Genomic DNA, 19566 nt, shown 5'->3' on the forward strand with positions numbered 1-19566 from the left:
GTATAACCTTGAGTATAGCGAATAATAGTGACATAAATTTTAAAGGTTTATTATGCTTTTTTTGAATAAATAGGTTGTATTAAATGGTTTTATAGAATATTAAATGAGTTTAGTTTATGTAATTACATTTTTAATCATTATAAATTCTTTTTACTTCACTTTAATAGAAAAATTTATATATTATAACTTTTAATGTAAAAGTGTCAGTTTGTATGGAATAACAAAAATTCTTACCAACTGATTAACACTTTGGGAGGTGAGAAATATGAAACCTGCAACAATTGTAAAAACTTCATTATGTTGGGCAAATTTCATGTTTTAAAACATGAAGCATGTCGATGTAAATTATAACAAATTTAGGGATGTAATTTAATATTTAAATCAAATATATGAAGTTATGAACTAAATTAAGCTCTTAATAGGTGAGAAATATGAAACCTGCAACAATGGTGGAAGTGAACTGGTGCACTGCTGTATGGCTGATCTTTTAATCCCGGTTATAGACTTTACAGGATCAAATTTAAAGTTATAAAACCAAACGAGTAATATGAAATCAGAAACAGCAGCAGTAATTCCAATATTTTACTCTATATTCATGTTTAAATGGTAAATTCTGTTTTACAGAATAAATAAGAATTAAAGTAGCACAAATAAAGTTATGGACCGAAATAGGGATGCAAGAGGTGAAAAGTATGCAACCTGCAACAATTGTAAAAACTTCAATATGTTACACTTTATTAATGTTTTAAAAGTGTCCAATTATGAATATAACAAATTAGATAAATTCTAATATCACATGGAGTTAGGGTCTGGCCAGACCATGTTGAATTAATAAAAAGTATTGAGAGGATTTAACCTCTCTATTTAATTTTTAGAGGTGAATCAATGTCATCCAGTAAAATATTTCCCCTGCTAAGAGAGGGGTATGTCCTTCACAAAGGCCCTGAATACGGATTTATTTATTCATCTGCAAATAAAAGTAAATGTTACGTAATTAATGAAGATGCAGCAAGAATAATTGATAAATGCAGTGGTAAACGCAGTTTAGAAGAAATTTCTGGAGAACTTGCCATTTACTGCCATGAAGATCCAGATTCATTATTTGAAACTGTTAAATATTACTTAGATGGTTCAAAGTTATTTGTAGATATGTTAAGCCAGCCCAAAGATATAAATTTTAATTCCACTGGAAACTGGGAGGTCCCCGCTCCCATGAATGTTTCTGTTGAACTTACCTACAACTGCAGCTTTTCATGTAGGCACTGTTATATTAACAGCAGCCCTAAAAGAGACGAATTTTGGAAAACAAAGGAACTAATAACAGTTTTAGATGAGTTAAATCATTTGGGAACCTCTAAAATTGAGTTAACTGGAGGAGATCCTTTAACCCACCCTGATTTCGTTTATATAGTAAAACACTGTGCATGTAATTTTAATTCAGTCAACGTTATTACAAACGGTTATTTATTAAATGAAGAGCATATAATGTGTCTAAGTGAGTATAAAGATAAATTAGCTTTCCAAGTTGATTTGCACGGTGACAACTCTAAATATATGGACTGGTTTTGTGGGAGGGATGGAGCGTTTGAAAATGCAAAAAAAGCCATTAAACTGTTGAGTGATAATGGGTTTAAGATTCAGGTGGCCATGAATATAACTCCCCTAAACATGGACCAGATTTCAAATACAGCTGCCTTGGCCATAGAATTAGGGGCCAGTTCTATGATGACATCTACTGTACTCCCTGTGGGCAGAGGTAATGATCCTGAAATTACATTTCCTCCAGAAAATATTGAATTGAGGAAACATTTAGAAAAACAATTAAAATCTGCTAAAGATGAGTTTAATGAATTTCTATTTGAAAATCATGATGAAATGATGCCAGTACTCAACAAAAAAAGTGAAAATAGACTGAACTGCGGTGCATTCAGCGAGTTTTTATGTTTAACTCCTGGTGGAAACATGAAAATGTGCCCTTTATCTAATTCAGAGGATATTTCGCTGGGATGCTTATGTAATCAGGATATGGCACATTTATTTTCAAAAAATACTTTCAAAAAGTTGGTTGAACTGGAAGATCCAAGAGTTGAAATATGTGGAGAATGCGAACATTTATGGTTCTGCAGGAACTGTCTGGCACGAGGGTTCCTGAAGTACAGCGAAATAGGAGATAAATGTCATTGGGGAAATACTCATGAAGTAAGATCAATTTTAGAAGATATAAAGGAATAATTGTAATTTATTTTTTTATTTTTTGAGTTTTATTTCATCCTTTGGATCATTTGAATGGAATTTATTAAGCTTTATAGATATTATATTAGGGAAAACAATGCGTTTATCTATAATGGCTTTATTTTCGTTGATTTTACTGATTATTATTACAGTCATAATACCAGTACTTGTTATTTTAGGCTTCAACAATCATTTACTGGCTTTCCGCATTATCTGGAGCTATGTTAGCAATAGGTACTTTTTTAATAGTTTTAGGATTGGGATTCGTGATCTATACAAATCCGGCATTTTTTAGAGTAGGCAAAGGCACACTGGCGCCGTGGGATCCTCCAAAGAAGCTGGTGGTTGCAGGTGCATATAGATATGTCAGAAATCCAATGATAAGCAGCGTTTTAATGATAGTTCTTGGTGAAGCGCTGATTTTTGTTTCAATTGAGCTGTTCATACTGTTTATTTTATTCTTTATTGTAAACCATGTCTATTTTGTGTATTCAGAGGAACCTGAGCTAAACGGTTTGGTAACGATTACATTGTGTATAAAAAAATGTTCCAAGGTGGATGCCCCGCTTAAAACCCTGGAAAATGAATACAATCAGGGAAGATTGAAGTTCATAAGCTGTTAAGTAATCATTATTTACATTTATAACTATCATATAGATTTACAATTTTAAAAATGCATTAATAGCTGTAAATATTGATATTTTGGAATTAAGAATTAAAAAAATCATAAAATTATATGCTAATTGCAAATACCCTTTTATTTCATTGGAAAATATTAATTAGGATGACTTTTAGATTATATTAGTATTAACTTAGGAATGATTAAAATGAAACAATGGTACGAAGAACTATTTACAAACTACGCTAATAAATATGAGAATGAGATTTACACCCAGGGAACCCTTGGAGAAGTGGATTTCATCGAAAAAGAGATAAATTATGATAAAAACTGTAAAATCCTTGATATTGGATGTGGGACCGGCAGGCATGACATAGAGCTTGCAAAGAGGGGCTACAACGTCACAGGAATCGATCTTTCAGAATCCATGCTGGCCAAAGCAAGGGAAAAAGCCCAGAAAGCTGCTGTAAATTTGAATTTTCAGCAGGCAGATGCTAGAAAATTGAAGTTTGAAGATGAGTTTGATCTGGTAATTATGTTATGTGAAGGAGGATTTTCTTTAATGGAAACTGACGAAATGAACTTTGAAATCTTAAAGAATGCTGCTAAAGCATTAAAAAAGAATGGAAAGCTGATATTTACTACATTAAATGGTCTTTATCCTCTTTACCACTCTGTTAAAGATTTCATAAATTCCAACGCGGTGGAAGGTGTGAGTGAAGGGAATTCATTTGACCTCATGACTTTCCGTGATATATCTACCATGGAAATTGAAGATGACGATGGAAATCCTATGGTTTTAAATTGCAATGAACGGTATTATGTGCCTTCTGAAATTACATGGCTCCTTAAATCACTGAATTTCAGTAAAATTGATATATTTGCATCTAAAATTGGAAATTACAGTAGAGAAGACGAGCTAACCACAGAAGATTATGAAATGCTTATTGTAGCTGAACTATAAAAAAAACTTTTATTTTCTTTTTTTTAAAGATTAAGCAAATTAAAACATTAAAAAAGAGTAGTCCCTGGCGGAGTCGAACCGCCGTCGAAAGGTCCAGAGCCTCACAGGATTACCACTACCCCAAGGGACTGTAAAAAAAATTATATTTCTGATTTGGTATAAATACTTTTTGGATATGTTGGACTTAATATTTTTTAATCATACCTTGTTTTGCAGTCCGAATCATATTAAACTTATAATCTGGAAGTCTAATGGTAATGGACTTAGCTGATCAAATTCAAAATTCATGATTTGAATGAATTTTGCACTTGAATGATAATAAATCATCTTTCCCAGCTTATTTTCAGGAGTATTGAAAGTGCAATGAATTCCAACAGCACGATGAAAAACTCAGTTACAAACCATTTTATGGAAAAGAGTGCTACTGCTAGGGCTATGGTTTGAAACAGGAAAAATGATGCAAAGAAAAGCAATCCTGAGGTATATTTGGATTTCATTTCTTTATAACTTCTCCAGTAAATATACAGCAGCCCTGTTAACAGGAATATGTTTCCAATTCCAAGTATCTTACTGGAGATTATTATAACATTTAAAAATTCGGGCGGTATCATTTTTAACCTCTTAATCTATTTTTTCTGAAATTGGGACCATATTTCATGGAACGTGTCGTAGTTCTCTTCCATTTTATCTGAAAGGAAGTATAACCTGCCGTATTTTTCCCCACTTGATGTAACAACGCCGGATTCTTCTAAAACTCCCATGTGGTGTTGAACTGTTTTATAATCAAGTTCAAGCTTTTCTGCAAGCTGGTGAATATTATAAGGCCTCTCTTTAAGTTCATTAATTATTCTGGCGCGGTTTTTACCTCCTTTAGTACCTACAATTAACCACCACAGAAACTTTTTTTTCATGAAAGACCCCTAATTTGTAATTGTTATTAATATTCATTCCCAGCTTATTTTAAAGAGTATTGAAAGGGCTATAAATTCAAAAAGGATAAGCGCAAACATTACAATTCCTTCATACCAGTGATCAAGTATGCTGATAAAGTAAGTTGCTGTTAACAGGATATTTTGGAGCAGTAAAGCTGATGCAAATAATAAAAGGCCTACTGCATAACCTGATTTTGTTTCCCTGTAATTTCCCCAGTAAATATAGAGCAGTCCGCATAACAGGAAAATGGTTCCAAGCCCCAGTATAACGGTTATAACTACAATTGCACTTGTTAATAAGTCTGGTGCTCCAAATAACATTTTTTTAAACCTCATGGCTATTATAAAGGTTTTATAACACTATAACGGCCATTAATATTAAATGATTCATCTTTTTATTATATGAATTGTATTAGTAGATCAATCCAATAACACTAAAAAAGTTTTTCCGAAATTTACTCCATCTTTTTACATTTTATTCCCAAATTTGATTACTAATTAAATAAATTTTAATAATTAGTTGATTCCTTTGAGTTCTATTAATTAGGGCGGATATTTCTCTTCATTTTTAAGTATTAAAAAATTAAAAGAAAATTTATAAGCTTATTTGCTCCACTTGACGAAATTACCGTCGCTCATATGGAGAATTTCACCTGCAAACTCTGCTGATGAGGGATTGTGGGTAACCATAACAATGCTTACTCCTTCATCCCTGTTTAAATCTTGAAGTATCTGCATTATAGAGTCCGCATTTTTGGTGTCAAGTTCTCCTGTTGGTTCATCCGCCAGTATAATGGATGGATCATTTATAAGTGCTCTGGCTATTGCAACACGCTGTTGTTCTCCCCCTGAAAGCTGTCCTGGGCGCTTATTATATTTTCCTGCTAATCCCATTTTGTTTAAAAGGTCTACAGCTTTTTTTGTATCCTCTTTTATCATGGGGAGCATGACATTTTCAAGGACTGTAAGCTGCGACATCAAGTTAAAACGCTGAAATATAAAGCCAATTTCATCCCTTCTAAGCCTTGCCTGCTCTTTAACTGATAATTTATGAGTTTCCTTTCCATTAATTTGAAATGTACCTCTGGTGGGCATGTCTAGTATTCCAGCCACGTGCAGGAACGTTGATTTACCTGATCCAGATGGCCCCATGACTGCTGTAAAGGAACCTTTCTCTAGAGCCAGATTTAGGCCTGCAAGGGCATTTACAGTTTCATCTCCCATTGTATAAGTTTTCCAAACATTTTTAAATTCAAGTACTGTTTTATTCATGTCTAAGTGCCTCCACAACATTTAATTTTGAAGCACGCACTGCTGGATATAATCCTGCCAGAATACTTAAAATGGTGGATCCTATAATCACACTTCCAATTAACCACAGCGGCATCATTTCTGGAATATATGTTGTAAAATTCAACATCTTTGCCACTAATATGATTCCTGCAATTCCAATTATGATTCCTATGACTGATCCTGAAAATCCCAGGAGGCCGGATTCAAAGAGTATACTCCCTTTTAAATCCCAGTTTGTAAATCCAATTGCTTTTAAAACTCCTAATTCTCTTGTTCTTTCCATAACACTCATCATCATGGTATTTACTACACTTATAATTCCCACAACCAGGGCTATACCTGCAATCATTCCCATAAAGAGCAATGCTTTATTACTCCATTCCTGAACTTTAGCGACTTTTTCTGATTTAGTTTCTACATTAACTCCTTTTACCTGCTTTTCTACATCATTTGCAACGGTCTTTGGATCTCCATTTGTTCGGGCGTAGATGGCTCTTACTTTGTTACCAGCCATTTGCTTTGCAAGGTGCTGGTTTACGTAAATACCCATTACGTCTTCATCTACCTGTTCTTCGTTAGATATTCCGGTGATGGTTAGTTCCTGGTTTTTAACTTTTATTTTATCTCCAATGCCCAGGCCAAGCTTATCTGCAACTGCATGGTTAATTACCACTCCGGGTGTTCCACTTTTTATTTTAACTTTCTTCCAGTCATTTGTACCACCGATAGTAACTGTTTTTCCATTTATGTCCTCTGAAAATACAGTTACTTCCTGTAAATCATAGATGTTAGATAATTTATCTACCTTCGAAACCGTTTGCGAATCCAGTAAGTAGGATCCACTACTGGACGCTGGCGCGATTATAACATCATACATATACTCGCTGGTCTGGTCTTTAACTGCTGAAGCTAGTCCTGCAGTGGTACCCATGAGTATTAGGATAGTTGCAGCGCCGATTATTATCCCCAGCATGGTTAATGAGCTTCTAAGCTTTTTCCTGAGGATATTATTAAACGCTAATTTGTAAAGATTCATTTTTTCACCTTAAACTTACAAATTTTAATTTTACATAATTGATTTAAATTGACTATTTTTGATATTTAGCAAAGATACGTGATAATTTTGGAAATATAAAGTAAATTATGACATATAAATTACCTCCTTCTCTTTAGTGCTAATATTAAGGTTATAATAACCTTTAAAAATAGTTTTTCCGAGATTTACCCGATTTTAACCGGATTTTTAACCCAAGTTTTTCCATTTTATTCCCAAATCTAAAGATATTGAAATTTTAAAAAAAGAGGATATAACTTGTGGATTTATTTTTTTAAATGATATTATGGACTTAATTTAATATTAAATTAAAATTTGATGTAATTAAATGCATTAGAGCATATATATAAATATATACTATTTTACACGCCCTTAAAAGTAGTATGGAGTATTTTAGTAATGGTTCAGTTACAAAAAGCTAAATTGGTTTAAATATTATAGTAATACATTCTTTACGAGGGGAAGTTAATATGAAAGTTTTTGAAAGACCAGGTCCTGTAAATACTGATGAAGTGATAGAAATCTTAAAAGATGCCTCTTTGGAAGTGAATTATATTGTAGTAGCGTCCATTACAGGGGATAGTGCTCTTAAAATAGCTGAAAGAATAAAAAATAAGAAAATAGTTTGTGTTACATGCCCTCAAGGCATGTACTGGGAAGTAAATGAGATGGGTAAAGATCTATTTGCTGAAATACCTGAACTCAAGAAAAGAAGGGATGAATGGATTAAAAAAGGATTAAAAAGAGTCCCTATGAATATTACAGAAGAAAATATGTCTAAATTAAATGAATTAAATGTTGAAGTTGTTCGGGGAACTATTCCACTTTTTGGGCCTACTTTTTCAATGAGATTACACCTCCAAAAAATTACATCTATTGATGTCATGGCAAAAACACTTGAATTAATTTCGCCTGGAACATTAGTATCTATGGAATCTGTTTTAATGACCACTGATGCAGGAGTCATTCCGGAAAATGAACTGGTACTTGCATGTGCAGGTACTGAGATGGGCCTTGATACAGCATGGATTTTAAAAAGCTGCGCATCTGCAAATATTTTTCATCCCTCAAAAGGTTTCAGATTTGTTGAGTTACTAGCAAAACCAGGAATTGCTCTGAATCCAGATATAAATATAGAATATTTAAGGTAGTGAATATTATGTTGCCGCATGTTATTTTATACAACGCAGTTAGCCTTGATGGGAGGATAACAGGTTTTAATGCAGATATTGAGTTATATTATGATCTTGTTTCTAAATGGGATATTGATGCAGTGTTAATGGGAAGTAATACTGTTTTAACAGGACTTGGGGCCGAACCTGGGGAAATCCGTGAAGAAGATTTAGAATCACTGGTTAACAGAGAAAAAGATCCAGAGGATTTAAGACCGTTTTTAGTTATTCCAGACAGTAAAGGACAGATCAGGATATGGGATGAATTATTTAAGATGCCCTATTTGAGGGATATTATTGTCCTATGCTCTAAAGCAACACCTGAAGAATATCTGGATTTTTTGAAAGGGAGGGATATTGATTATATAATTGCAGGCGAAAAATATGTGGATTTGAAGGGCGCAATGGAAAGATTAAATTCTAAATATGGGATAAGATCTATTAGGGTAGACAGTGGAGGTATTTTAAACGGTGTCCTCCTTAATGGAGGTTTAGCAGACGAAATTCACTTGCTTATCCACCCTGAACTTGTTGGGAATATAAATGAAAGTTCAATTTTTATTTCTAATGATTTAAATCCTCTAAATAATACAATAAAACTTAAATTAGTACATATTAATAAATTAAAAGATGATATAATCTGGATTAAATATGATATTATTAAATGAGGGTCATGATGAAGTTTAAATTTTAGCTCTTAAAATTTGGAAATTCCAATAATATATTAATCTAAATAACATGGTGGATGTTTAGAATGGATTTTATGAAAAGCAAAAAACTCAAAGAACTTTTAAATTCAGGTGAAACACTGGTCGTACCTGATGCATATGATCCAATAAGTGCTAAACTAATTGAAAATGCAGGATTTAAAGCCGTTCAATGTTCGGGATACAGTTTTTCAATTTCTGCAGGTTATAAGCGAGAAATCGACGTTACTCTTGATGAAAATATCGAATTAACACGCAGGATTGTTGAATCAGTGGATGTTCCAGTCATGGCTGATGCTGAAGATGGGTTCGGTGGGCCTGAAGTAGTAATTGACACAGTTGAAAGATATCTGGAGGTAGGGGTTGCCGGACTTAATATTGAAGACCAGATTCCTGATGGAAAAAGTAAACTGTCTATAATAGATGCTGATTTAATGGCCCAAAAAATTATGGTGGCCAGAGAAACTGCAGAGATAGAAGGTTACCATGATTTTATAATAAATGGGAGGACGGATGCTTTAAAATCAACTGATGATAGATCTGAAGGATTGGATCTTGCAATAGATCGTGCTAATCAATATCTTGAAGTGGGAGCTGATCTTGCATTTGTAACGTATGCCTCAACACTGGATGAGGTTAAACAGATCGTGAAGGGAGTAAAAGGGCCAGTTAGCATTGCAGCAGGTCAGCCTTACAATATCAATAATTTTACAATTGATGATTTAAGGAAATTGGGAGTAGCAAGGGTTAGTTTGCCTACTTTGTTGATATATTCCAGCCTTCAGGCAATTAATAACTCACTCCACTATCTTAAAGAGGATAATCTTGTAGATGCTTTAGAACATTTATATGGGCCTGTGCAATTGAATGAATTGTTAAATAAATGATATATTTTATTTTTTCATTTATGGAAAGCGTATGTGGTGATTAAATGCAGTTAACTCCTGAAACTATTGACATGACCAGATATCTTGCTTCCTCTGAGATTATAAATTTTGAAGATTTAGATATCCAGAGAACTGCCTTAAATTTATCAAAAGGGATCAATGATGAAATTTGGCTAATAAAAACTGTTTATGAATTTGTACGTGACGAAATTTCTCATTCGGTAGATATTGGCAGTGGTAATGTAACTTGGAATGCATCGAACGTTTTGAAGTTTAAACACGGCCTATGTTTTGCCAATTCTCATTTATTAGCTGCTATTTTGAGGTATCTTGGGATCCCAACTGGATTTTGCTATCAGAAACTTGAATTTGATGGGAAAATGGGTTTGCATGGGCTGAATGCAGTTTTCATCGGGAGTATTGATAAATGGATCAGGCTGGATGCCCGTGGAAATGGAAACGGGATCAATGCTAGATTTAGCATTGGTGAGGAATATCTTGCTTACTTGCCCGAAGAAGAGAAAAATGAAGTTGATTTTAGGGTTATATATGCTGAGCCAGACAGAAGAGTTGTGGAAATATTGAGGCAGAGTAGAAATTTAAATGAAGCTTTAGATAAAATATTTGATATGGACTGGTTATTAGAGTAATTAAACAGTTTTAAGCCATTTAAATAAACTTTTAATTATGGATATTTCTATTATTTTCTCATTAAACGTACATATATGTGCTGTAAAGCTTTAAATAGCACTATCCTGTATAAAATTTATTCAAAGTTTCACTGATATATTGATCTTATCACTCTTTAAATAAAGTTCGGCGTTAAAAGACTAAATGAGGGGCAAAGATCAAAAATGAAAATATAAATTAGTTTAATGGACCAACAAATTTTAATAGGGAATGATTATTATGGGTAATGATTATGTTCACGGATATTCTGAAGAGGAGTCTAACAGACTACTTGATCAGGCAAATACGCTCGCTGATCTTCTGCATAGTGGTACTAAATACCCTGCAGGAAGCAAGGTTTTAGAAGCAGGCTGTGGGGTGGGGGCTCAAACGATAAGGCTTGCAAAAAGCAGCCCTAAAGCTGAAATCACTTCAATTGATATATCTGAAGACTCAATAATGCAGGCAAAAGAGTTAATGGAACAAAATGACTTCTCTAATGTTGAATTTCAAAGGGCAGACCTTCTAAATTTACCATTTGAGGATGAAACTTTTGATCATATATTTGTCTGTTTCGTGCTTGAGCATCTAAAGGATCCAATAGCTGCACTGGAAAGTTTAAGGAGAGTTCTTAAGAAAGGGGGTTCAATCACTGTAATTGAAGGAGATCATGGGTCATGCTATTTTTATCCTGAAACAGAAGAATCGGTTAAAGCTTGGGAATGCTTGATAGAGTGTCAAACTGGACTGGACTGTAACCCGATGATTGGAAGGGAAATTTATCCCCTCTTAAAAAATTCAGGGTTTGAAAATGTTCAGGTTTCACCTAAAATAGTATATGTAGATGCAAGTAAACCTGATTTAGTGGAAGGGTTCAATAAAAGGACTATTATTGCGATGGTGGAAGGAGTTAAAGAACAGGCAATTTCTTCAGGTATGATGGATGTTGAATCCTGGAAAAAGGGGATAGAAGACTTATATAAAACAACAGAGCCTGATGGGGTTTTCTTTTATAACTTCTTTAAGGGTACTGCGGTAAGAGATTGAAAACCTGGTTTGACAACTTTTTTTATTTTTTTTAGTTGAAGATGAAACTAATTTGTATTTTAATAAGCAGATAAAAATACGAAAAACATAAAAAGTTTGGGGTCGAAAATTTGCAGTCAGATGGATGATATAACAGATTATTTGAAAGATTCTGAAATCATGGATTACAATAGTTCCATGATTCAGGAAAAGGCGCTAAAATTATCTTTAGATTCTAAAAATCAGCTTGAAACTATCAAAAATATTTATGAATTTGTACGGGATGAAATACTCCATTCACTGGACATCAATGGCTAGAAAGTGACTTTTAAAGCGTCTGAAGTTCTGGATAATGGTCATGGAATTTGTTTTGCAAAATCTAATTTGCTTGCTGCAATGCTGAGATTTTTGGGAGTTCCAACAGGTTTTTGCTACCAAAGACTTACTCATGGGGGAGGATACATACTCCATGGGCTTAATGCAGTATTTTTAGATAATAAATGGTATAGGCTGGATGCTAGAGGCAACAGGGAAGATGTAAACGCCCAGTTTTCAGTTGATGGGGAAAAGCTTGCATTTCCAGTTTCGAAGGATGGTGAGGTAGATTATCATGGAATATACAGCAAACCTGTTGAATCTGTTATAACTGCTTTTAATGGTGCTGAAACAGTTGATGAACTTATGGAAAAGATTCCAGATAGGCTAATTGAGAACAGTACCTAATTGCATAAAATTCATTAAAAAGAATAAGAGAATTATTTTAATAGGGTACTAAAAGAATTTATAGTTTATTATCTGCCGTGTTCATGCCTAATTTCTGACCATTCTTTATGTTTAAGCTCTGATCCTATCCTGATAAGTTCATCTTGAGATTTATACTCTTCATCAGGAAGAGTTTCTAAAGCATTGATTACATCTGCGCCAGCGCCGTTAATTTTGGCGTGTTTAATTAATTCAGGCTTTTTAGCTGGATACTGTACGCCACCTAAATAATTATAAACGGCTTCAGGGCTCATTCCGGCCATTATATCACTCCTTTAATCATTTTTAATTAGATTGTTGGTTGGATGAATATGCTATTTAAACAGCTTACCATATACCGTGTTATTGTTCAATTCATTTTATATTCTCGGGAATCGGGATTGTCTAATTTTATTACTTATTGGAACTGCCGTCTTTTTACTGAGGTATAATAATTGAAATTCGGGGGCATATAACAGCTTTTTTGTAGGTATTAAAAGCTGGGTCTTTTTGTCTTTTAATATCAACTCATATCTGATCAATATTTCCTCAAGGTCACGAATTATATCATCATTATATTCATGCAGGCGTTCCATTAATTTTGTTCTGAATATAAAAGTTGCAACACCTGAATATTTGTTATATCTCAATATTTCATACGTAGCCTTGAGTACAGATTCCCTTTTTGTCATTGGAGGTCTCATGTACTTATTATGATCATCATATGATAAATAATATTACTATTTGATTAAAAAAGGCATAAATAAATAATCTGAAATCATCATTAAATGGATTAATAAGTTTAAATTAGGTTTATTTTAACTTCAATATTGTAAATGCATAGAATAATATAGTTTAATATTATATTAAATCAGGGAAACATCTTAAAATTTAAAATATCATTTATATTCCTGTTTTCTTTAGGGAGAATTATGGTGCCTTCATCCACGTCACCAAACTCCATAAATTCTTCTTGTGCATAAAAGATGCCAGATATAACAAGCAGTGCAGCATCCAGTTCGTGTTCACTGACATTTTCTGGTAATTCAAAATATTTTGTTAAGTCTTTATATAAATTGGAAAGACCTAAAATTTTTTGAACAGTCCTCGGATGGGATTCTAAGACAGTGTATTCCTCTCTAAGTTTCTCTGCTATTTTAATGCCTCTTTCTGTAAGCATTCTCATTCCACGGAAGGTAAGAGGCAGTGTTCTCCCATATTTGCGCATTTCCGCTTCTGCTTCCCTGAAATGCCCTCCTTTTTTACTGCAGCTGCAGTCTTTACTCAGGCAGCATCTGCCCTTTGGAAGGGATAGTGGAGCATCAATTACAATTAAAGACGGTTTTTTCTTATATATATAACTTAAAATCTCTTTATTTCCAAAAAAAGTGTTAAAATTAAGATTATGTGCATCTAAAAAGCAGATTCCTGTTGGATTTTCGGTTTTTCCTGATAGATCTATTCCAATGATTTTATCCATATTTATCAGTTGTCTAGTTGAGTGTTATTCAGTAATTAAAAAGTAAATTTGAAATACTGATGTTTTTGAATTAATATGTTTCATGATGAATGAAGTCTTCAATTTCTTCCCTTGGTGGGGGAATAGGCTTTTCATCAGGATAGCCCACAGTAATTATTGCTACGGGTCTTACACCATCTGGAATTCCTAATAAAGCTGAAACTGAATCTTCATCAAAGGATCCATTCCAGCAGGCCCCTAATCCAAGATCATGGATCATAAGGAGCATATTTTGAGCTGCACACGCGGCATCCTGTATGCAGTAAAGTTCCTGTCCTCTTTCACCATATGCTGCGTTTGATTTCCGTTTATAGGCACACATTACCAGCACAGCAGCGGCTTCTGCAATGAATTCCCGTATGTAACATGCAACTGCAAGTTGAGATTTTATTTCAGGGTCTTTTACCACTACAACTTCCCAGCTTTGTAGATTCCCGGCAGATGGGGCCCACACCCCTGCTTCAATTATTTTATTTATAAGATCATCATCAATTTCTCTGTCTTTATACTTCCTTATACTTCTCCTATTTCTTATAGCTTCATATAAGTCCATATTACCACAACACACCTCTTTTAGGAGATTAAGAGCATTTATCTTATTTTATACTTTGTTTTTTATATTTAATATAATTATGAGATAAATTCTTACGCTCATGTTAATGATCATGTGCACACTTCATGATTTATGTTAAATTATAATATCAATTAATTATATGAAATGATATTTGGAAGAGTGTAATTTACTTAACAACATAACTCATAAAAATTCAAAGTAACATCGGCACAACCATTTAGACATGAGCGTAAATCTAAATTTTTAATCTTTTGAAACTTGATTATTTTGAGGTTAAATGGAATTTTATCTCCTGTAAATTTTTGTAGTGTAATATTTCTTAAAACCAATCTTTTTGTAAACTGGATATCCCATTTCGCTTGCCTGTAAAACAGAAATAGGGTATCCTTTCTTTTTTGCAGTACTGAGGAGATAACAAACCATAGCTTTGGCTATACCTTGTCTTCTAGCCTCTGGAACTGTTCCAATATAAAATAAACCTGCAGCTCCTTCACCATCAAAGAGTACGCCTGTAGCTGCTGGCTTCTCATTTAAGAATCCTAGGTAATAATGAGAATTAAGGCTTTCAAGTCCTGCATTAATAAAATATTTTTTATAAGACTGGGTTATTTCTGGGAATTCAAAGCTTTTTACCAGGATATCAGTCCATGTTTTGAGTTCATCTAAATTAAGAACTTCTTTTATCTCCATAGCTTCTGGAATATCAAAACTCTCCGGAGTGGTTTTAAGATCAATTGCCATGGCGCTCCAATCATCTTTATGGGTAAAACCATGAAATTTAAGGAATTTTTGTAGGTTTGCAGGATGTGATTGGGGTGTGATGTACCATGAAGCAGATATATTTAACTTTTTAATCATGGAGGCTATCTGTTCAATACTTGTAGATATGTCCGACTCCTTGAAATTTGCCATGAAAATGCGGCTGAACCAGTTTTTTGTGAATATATATTTAATTTCATGGGTATCACAGATCTCATCACCATTTAAATGCCCTAAATTAAGAAAAAACTTTGCAGTATTATATTCAATCAAATTAGATATTTTTTGATGAGTGTTCATATAATCACGCAAAATTAATTAATTTATTCAATTCGTGCATCTATTACAACGTGGTAAACGCCGGGAGAATATTTTTTTATGATTCTTTTATTTAATATTTCCACATCACGCCCATCTGCAGCGTCAATTATCCTTTGAGGTGGTCTTTCAAATTTTAACTTATCCGGCACTGATTCGTGATAGTGGATAATGCCCCCTGGCTTCACGATGTCCACTGCTTTATCCAGGTACTCGTGTGTATTTCCAATATAGCCCATTAAAACCCTATCTGCAAAATTTTTAGGTGCAAATTCTCTGCAGTCACCTAATATTGGTTCTATTATGTCTTCAACTTTATTAAGCATGATATTTTCCTTTAAGTAGCCATATGACACTGGATTTATTTCTAATGAATAAATTTTGGCAGGATTGGAGTGTACAGCAAGCGGTATAGAAAAATATCCAATTCCAGCGAACATATCAACGATGGTTTCATCGTCTTCAGCCAGAGTTGCCATCCTTTTCCTTTCCCCTGTGTTTCCCTTAGACCACATTATTCTGGCAACATCTAACTTGAAAAAACAGTGGTTTTCCCTGTGAATTGTCTCGGTGTTATCACCAACAAGCATCTTAACTTCTGGCTCTCTTTTAGGGCCATTTATACGTCCTAATTTAACTATACGTTTTACTTCAGGTAAATCTAGTAATTCCTGTAAATTATCCGGTTCATTTTTTAAAACAAGGATATCTCCGATGACTTTGCCTTTCATAAATATAATATTTAGGTTAGATATTTAAAATGTTATCGCAGTTTATAACTTAAACTTCCAGAAAATGCAAAATTGATAATATGATGTTTAAAGATAGGAATAAGATATATACATGACAAATTAACTTAAAAAGTTAATTAGAATAGGTATCTTCTTTTATGTTAGATTACTAAGGCCAATTTTCAGGATTTTCCAAAAAAATAGTATTCGTATTTTCTAAATAGTTCCTAATTTGGTATGGCGTGGTGATCAAGACAAAAAGAATAACTATTACAATAGACAAAATTTATTTATTATTCAAAATAAGACAGGGGAGATTCAAAATGAGTTTAGTAGATAGACAGAAAATCCTTGATATCTTAAATAAATATGATAAAAAAGACATAACCATTGCAACATTAGGAAGTCATACATCTTTACATATACTAAAAGGAGCAAAAGAAGAAGGTTTCAGGACAGCTGTAGTGTGCGAAAAAGGACGTGAAGTACCATACCAGCGTTTCGGAGTTGCTGATGAATTTATACTTGTTGATAAATTCAGCGATATAGTAAATGAAGATGTACAACAAAAATTACGCGATTTAAACTGTATTATTGTCCCACATGGTTCTTTTATAGCCTATGCAGGACTTGATCGTGTTGAAAGTGAATTTTATGTTCCAATGTTTGGGAACAGGTCCATCTTAAGATGGGAAGCTGAAAGAGACCTTGAAAGGAAACTTCTTCTGGCATCAGACATAAGGATACCTAAAAAATTCGAAAGCAGTGCAGACATTGACAGGACTGTAATGGTAAAATTCCCAGGTGCAAGGGGCGGAAAAGGATATTTCGTGGCAGCATCGCCTGAAGAATTCGATAAAAAAATTATCAACATGATCGACAGGGAATGGATTACAGAAGATGATATAGAAAAGGCACACATCGAAGAATACGTTTCCGGATGTAATTATTGTATTCACTTCTTCTATTCTGCATTAAAAGATGAAGTCGAAGTTTTAGGTATGGACAGCAGATTTGAATCCAATATCGACGGTGTAACAAGAATTCCAGCTAAAGATCAGCTTGAGCTTGCACTGGATCCATCTTATGTCATAACAGGTAACCACCCTGTGGTTATACGGGAATCATTACTCCCACAGGTATTCGATATTGGTGACAACCTTGTTGAAGCCGCTAAAGAATTAGTAAAACCTGGAATGAACGGTCCATTCTGTTTACAGACTTTGTGTACTGATAACCTTGAAATCGTTGTGTTCGAAATGAGTGCAAGGATAGATGGTGGAACAAACACATTCATGCATGCTTCTGCTTACAGTTACATCATGTTCGGTGAATTCATGAGTATGGGGCGCAGAATAGCACGTGAAATTAAAAACGCGGTAGAAGAAGATAAGTTAGAAGTAGTCATCACCTGATGATACCACTTCCTTTTTTTTATTTAAATTGATTTACTGTATATGCAAACTTTTTTCAATAGGTAAAAAGCAAATATACCGCTGGATCTCGTTGTTATTATCATAATTGAAGTTCAGACTGTAAATACTGTTATTTTTTATAAGAAGTAACTCTACTCCTGCAATATTGCTGGTGCTGTTGTAATCAATCTCAGTGGCCGGAACTCCATCTACAGTTGAATTTGTTTCTGAAATGATTGTGCAGTTAGCTTTTTGAATAGACGCTTTTTCTGCATTGGTATAATCCTGTAATGACATTGTCACAGGACCTTTACTTATAAGTAAAGCATCTGATTGGGTTCCTGTATTATTTACTCCGTTCAATGCTGTAATTACAGTAAGGTTATTTCCTGTACCGAAGGGATGTGTATTTACGGGGTTGTCCAGTGTAACTAACTCTCCAAAATAACTGAATGAGATTCCCTTCTGGTCATATGTTGTGTTGTTGCCGGCACCTGCAATTGCCATTGTCGTACCGAGGATACAGCCTGTTATTATAAAAAGAAATACCATGGTAAATCTAATTTTTTTCATATAATTTGTTTGGGGATTTTTTATTAGCCTGGTTGTTATAACCTTACCTAAAATTCCACCTAAAGTTCCCATGATGAAGAAAAGGAATAAAATACTGAAATCACCTAAACCAAAAAGTGAAAGTACTAGAACCGGTAAAATTCCTATTATTCCTCCATTAAGCATGCTCTGCTGATAACTGCTGTTTCCAATCCAGCAAGCCAGGATGTTACCTATTATGAGGGGCACTATAACTGCAAATATGAATGCAGACCCAAATTCGGATAGGTTTAGGGGATGGTACAGGCCCAGTAAAACTACCAGCATTCCAATAAAAAACATTAATCCTGAATAAACAAGAGTCCCTGCAAAAATAGCCTGTAAACTAAATTTATTTTCAGTTGCTCTTACATTTTGAATTTTTACATTTTTTTCTGGGGATTCTTTGAACATATATCCGCAAACTAAACATTTTATAGAATCATCATCATATTCAATACCGCAGTTAGGGCATTTAACCATTATAACTCGCCTCTAAATATATTTTTAATAATCGTTATTAAAAGACCATTGTACTTTTATAATTTTGATTTTTACATAGTCTGTAAACACTTTTATAAGTATATGGTTGATTTTTAAAATAAGGAATATGTGATTTTTATATTATAATTAGTGTAATTACGTTTATGCCCGGAGGTAATGCTGCGGGTTGTACTTTCAAGGTAAAGTTCATATGTTTTTGAGAAAAATTTAAAATGGCTCAAAATTTAATATATGGTTGATTTATATGACTGATGAAACTAAACAGAAAATCTTAGATGCTGCATTAAAATTGTTTAGTAAAAGGGGATACGCCGGTGCCACTACTAGAATTATAGCAGCTGAAGCCGGTTTTACTGAGATGACTTTATATACCAAGTTTAAAACTAAACAGAATCTTTTTAATCAGGTTATGATTTACGGCATGGAAAAATTGAATAAAGATGCATCTTCACTTATTTTTGTTGATAAAGAGTTTGAAGACCCCAAGGACTTTTTAGAAACATGTGTTAAAAACCTGGATAAGTTTTTCTGGAATAATTTTGAGTTCTTCAATTTAGGGTTTAACCAGGATAGAAAAGTAACTGGGCCAATCTGGAAAGAGAGCACAGAAGGTTTCAGTAAATACATTGAAAAGCATATTCCCAACCAGAAAATAGATTATATGGTTTTTACACTTTCTATATTCTCCTTTGTATACATGTCGAACCTTGGAAGGTACCAGGGTGGCCATAATCCCCTTCGTGATCAGATTTTAGAAAGATTTATTTATAATCTTACGCTTTGCATTGAGTAACCATGGGAAAAAATATTTAAATTTGTAAATGAACTTATTTTTTTACATTCAACTTTTAAAAGATTT

Annotated in this window: 24 protein-coding genes and 1 tRNA gene; 12 read left to right on the forward strand and 13 right to left on the reverse strand. The window is 33.6% G+C overall.

Features of this window, described 5'->3' with window-relative positions; genetic code table 11:
- Nucleotides 1-885: 885 nt before the first annotated feature.
- The 3 genes from EJ01_RS09370 (at nt 886) to EJ01_RS09380 (ending at nt 3815) form a co-directional block, all read left to right on the forward strand.
- On the forward strand, nt 886-2232 hold the full coding sequence (locus EJ01_RS09370; protein WP_048082258.1) for a radical SAM protein: 1347 nt from the start codon (nt 886-888) through the stop codon (nt 2230-2232).
- Between the two features lie 221 nt (nt 2233-2453).
- Nucleotides 2454-2855 carry a methyltransferase family protein gene (locus EJ01_RS09375; RefSeq protein ID WP_052376034.1) on the forward strand — a complete coding sequence of 134 codons (402 nt, stop codon included), beginning with the start codon at nt 2454-2456 and terminating at the stop codon, nt 2853-2855.
- A gap of 204 nt (nt 2856-3059) precedes the next feature.
- Nucleotides 3060-3815 carry a class I SAM-dependent methyltransferase gene (locus EJ01_RS09380; RefSeq protein WP_048082273.1) on the forward strand — a complete coding sequence of 252 codons (756 nt, stop codon included), beginning with the start codon at nt 3060-3062 and terminating at the stop codon, nt 3813-3815.
- 58 nt (nt 3816-3873) lie between these two features.
- On the opposite strand, the gene EJ01_RS09385 is transcribed toward EJ01_RS09380, so the two are convergent.
- From EJ01_RS09385 to EJ01_RS09410, 6 genes are all read right to left on the reverse strand, one after another.
- Nucleotides 3874-3945: transfer RNA gene (locus EJ01_RS09385), tRNA-Gln, on the reverse strand.
- 193 nt (nt 3946-4138) lie between these two features.
- On the reverse strand, nt 4139-4426 hold the full coding sequence (locus EJ01_RS09390; protein WP_048082257.1) for a hypothetical protein: 288 nt from the start codon (nt 4424-4426) through the stop codon (nt 4139-4141).
- A gap of 15 nt (nt 4427-4441) precedes the next feature.
- Entirely contained in the window at nt 4442-4726 is a 285-nt protein-coding gene (locus EJ01_RS09395) for an ArsR/SmtB family transcription factor (protein WP_048082256.1), read from the reverse strand.
- A 33-nt stretch (nt 4727-4759) separates the two neighbouring features.
- Nucleotides 4760-5068, reverse strand: a complete 309-nt coding sequence (locus EJ01_RS09400) for a hypothetical protein (protein WP_048082255.1) — start codon at nt 5066-5068, stop codon at nt 4760-4762.
- Between the two features lie 282 nt (nt 5069-5350).
- Nucleotides 5351-6019 carry an ABC transporter ATP-binding protein gene (locus tag EJ01_RS09405; RefSeq protein ID WP_048082254.1) on the reverse strand — a complete coding sequence of 223 codons (669 nt, stop codon included), beginning with the start codon at nt 6017-6019 and terminating at the stop codon, nt 5351-5353.
- Nucleotides 6012-7076 (reverse strand): ABC transporter permease, encoded by a 1065-nt coding sequence (locus EJ01_RS09410; protein ID WP_048082291.1) that lies wholly within the window; start codon nt 7074-7076, stop codon nt 6012-6014. The genes EJ01_RS09405 and EJ01_RS09410 overlap by 8 nt, the downstream gene beginning before the upstream one ends.
- A gap of 488 nt (nt 7077-7564) precedes the next feature.
- Here EJ01_RS09410 and EJ01_RS09415 point away from each other — a divergent pair, with 488 nt between their 5' ends.
- The 7 genes from EJ01_RS09415 to EJ01_RS09440 all read left to right on the forward strand — a co-directional run bounded on the left by EJ01_RS09415 (nt 7565) and on the right by EJ01_RS09440 (nt 12278).
- Nucleotides 7565-8245 (forward strand): pyruvate kinase alpha/beta domain-containing protein, encoded by a 681-nt coding sequence (locus EJ01_RS09415; RefSeq protein ID WP_048082292.1) that lies wholly within the window; start codon nt 7565-7567, stop codon nt 8243-8245.
- Between the two features lie 8 nt (nt 8246-8253).
- Complete coding sequence (locus EJ01_RS09420) at nt 8254-8934, forward strand: dihydrofolate reductase family protein (RefSeq protein ID WP_048082293.1); 681 nt, start codon at nt 8254-8256, stop codon at nt 8932-8934.
- Between the two features lie 86 nt (nt 8935-9020).
- On the forward strand, nt 9021-9860 hold the full coding sequence (locus EJ01_RS09425) for an isocitrate lyase/PEP mutase family protein (RefSeq protein WP_048082294.1): 840 nt from the start codon (nt 9021-9023) through the stop codon (nt 9858-9860).
- A 44-nt stretch (nt 9861-9904) separates the two neighbouring features.
- Entirely contained in the window at nt 9905-10510 is a 606-nt protein-coding gene (locus tag EJ01_RS09430) for a transglutaminase-like domain-containing protein (RefSeq protein ID WP_048082295.1), read from the forward strand.
- A gap of 259 nt (nt 10511-10769) precedes the next feature.
- Nucleotides 10770-11576: a methyltransferase domain-containing protein gene (locus EJ01_RS09435; protein ID WP_048082296.1), complete on the forward strand. Its 807-nt coding sequence runs from the start codon at nt 10770-10772 to the stop codon at nt 11574-11576.
- Nucleotides 11577-11696: 120 nt separating this feature from the next.
- Entirely contained in the window at nt 11697-11873 is a 177-nt protein-coding gene (locus EJ01_RS17840; RefSeq protein WP_245611186.1) for a hypothetical protein, read from the forward strand.
- A gap of 3 nt (nt 11874-11876) precedes the next feature.
- Nucleotides 11877-12278: a transglutaminase-like domain-containing protein gene (locus tag EJ01_RS09440; protein WP_245611187.1), complete on the forward strand. Its 402-nt coding sequence runs from the start codon at nt 11877-11879 to the stop codon at nt 12276-12278.
- A 68-nt stretch (nt 12279-12346) separates the two neighbouring features.
- On the opposite strand, the gene EJ01_RS09445 is transcribed toward EJ01_RS09440, so the two are convergent.
- From EJ01_RS09445 to EJ01_RS09470, 6 genes are all read right to left on the reverse strand, one after another.
- Entirely contained in the window at nt 12347-12580 is a 234-nt protein-coding gene (locus EJ01_RS09445; protein ID WP_211251453.1) for a DUF2795 domain-containing protein, read from the reverse strand.
- A 96-nt stretch (nt 12581-12676) separates the two neighbouring features.
- Entirely contained in the window at nt 12677-12988 is a 312-nt protein-coding gene (locus EJ01_RS09450; protein ID WP_048082297.1) for a hypothetical protein, read from the reverse strand.
- A gap of 179 nt (nt 12989-13167) precedes the next feature.
- Complete coding sequence (locus EJ01_RS09455; protein WP_048082298.1) at nt 13168-13776, reverse strand: DUF429 domain-containing protein; 609 nt, start codon at nt 13774-13776, stop codon at nt 13168-13170.
- A 70-nt stretch (nt 13777-13846) separates the two neighbouring features.
- A complete protein-coding gene (locus tag EJ01_RS09460; RefSeq protein ID WP_048082299.1) occupies nt 13847-14368 on the reverse strand; it encodes a nitroreductase family protein in 522 nt (173 codons plus the stop codon).
- Nucleotides 14369-14674: 306 nt separating this feature from the next.
- Nucleotides 14675-15448, reverse strand: a complete 774-nt coding sequence (locus EJ01_RS09465; protein WP_048082300.1) for a GNAT family N-acetyltransferase — start codon at nt 15446-15448, stop codon at nt 14675-14677.
- A gap of 23 nt (nt 15449-15471) precedes the next feature.
- Entirely contained in the window at nt 15472-16197 is a 726-nt protein-coding gene (locus EJ01_RS09470; protein ID WP_048082301.1) for a class I SAM-dependent methyltransferase, read from the reverse strand.
- Between the two features lie 323 nt (nt 16198-16520).
- Here EJ01_RS09470 and EJ01_RS09475 point away from each other — a divergent pair, with 323 nt between their 5' ends.
- Nucleotides 16521-17612, forward strand: a complete 1092-nt coding sequence (locus tag EJ01_RS09475; protein ID WP_048082302.1) for a formate--phosphoribosylaminoimidazolecarboxamide ligase — start codon at nt 16521-16523, stop codon at nt 17610-17612.
- A gap of 33 nt (nt 17613-17645) precedes the next feature.
- Here EJ01_RS09475 and EJ01_RS09480 read toward each other — a convergent pair whose 3' ends face one another.
- Entirely contained in the window at nt 17646-18686 is a 1041-nt protein-coding gene (locus tag EJ01_RS09480; protein ID WP_048082303.1) for a hypothetical protein, read from the reverse strand.
- A gap of 265 nt (nt 18687-18951) precedes the next feature.
- On the opposite strand from EJ01_RS09480, the gene EJ01_RS09485 reads away from it, so the two are divergent.
- Complete coding sequence (locus EJ01_RS09485) at nt 18952-19500, forward strand: TetR/AcrR family transcriptional regulator (RefSeq protein ID WP_048082304.1); 549 nt, start codon at nt 18952-18954, stop codon at nt 19498-19500.
- Nucleotides 19501-19566 lie beyond the last annotated feature (66 nt).

It is taken from the genome of Methanobacterium veterum (assembly GCF_000745485.1).
GTDB classification, from domain to species: domain Archaea; phylum Methanobacteriota; class Methanobacteria; order Methanobacteriales; family Methanobacteriaceae; genus Methanobacterium_D; species Methanobacterium_D veterum.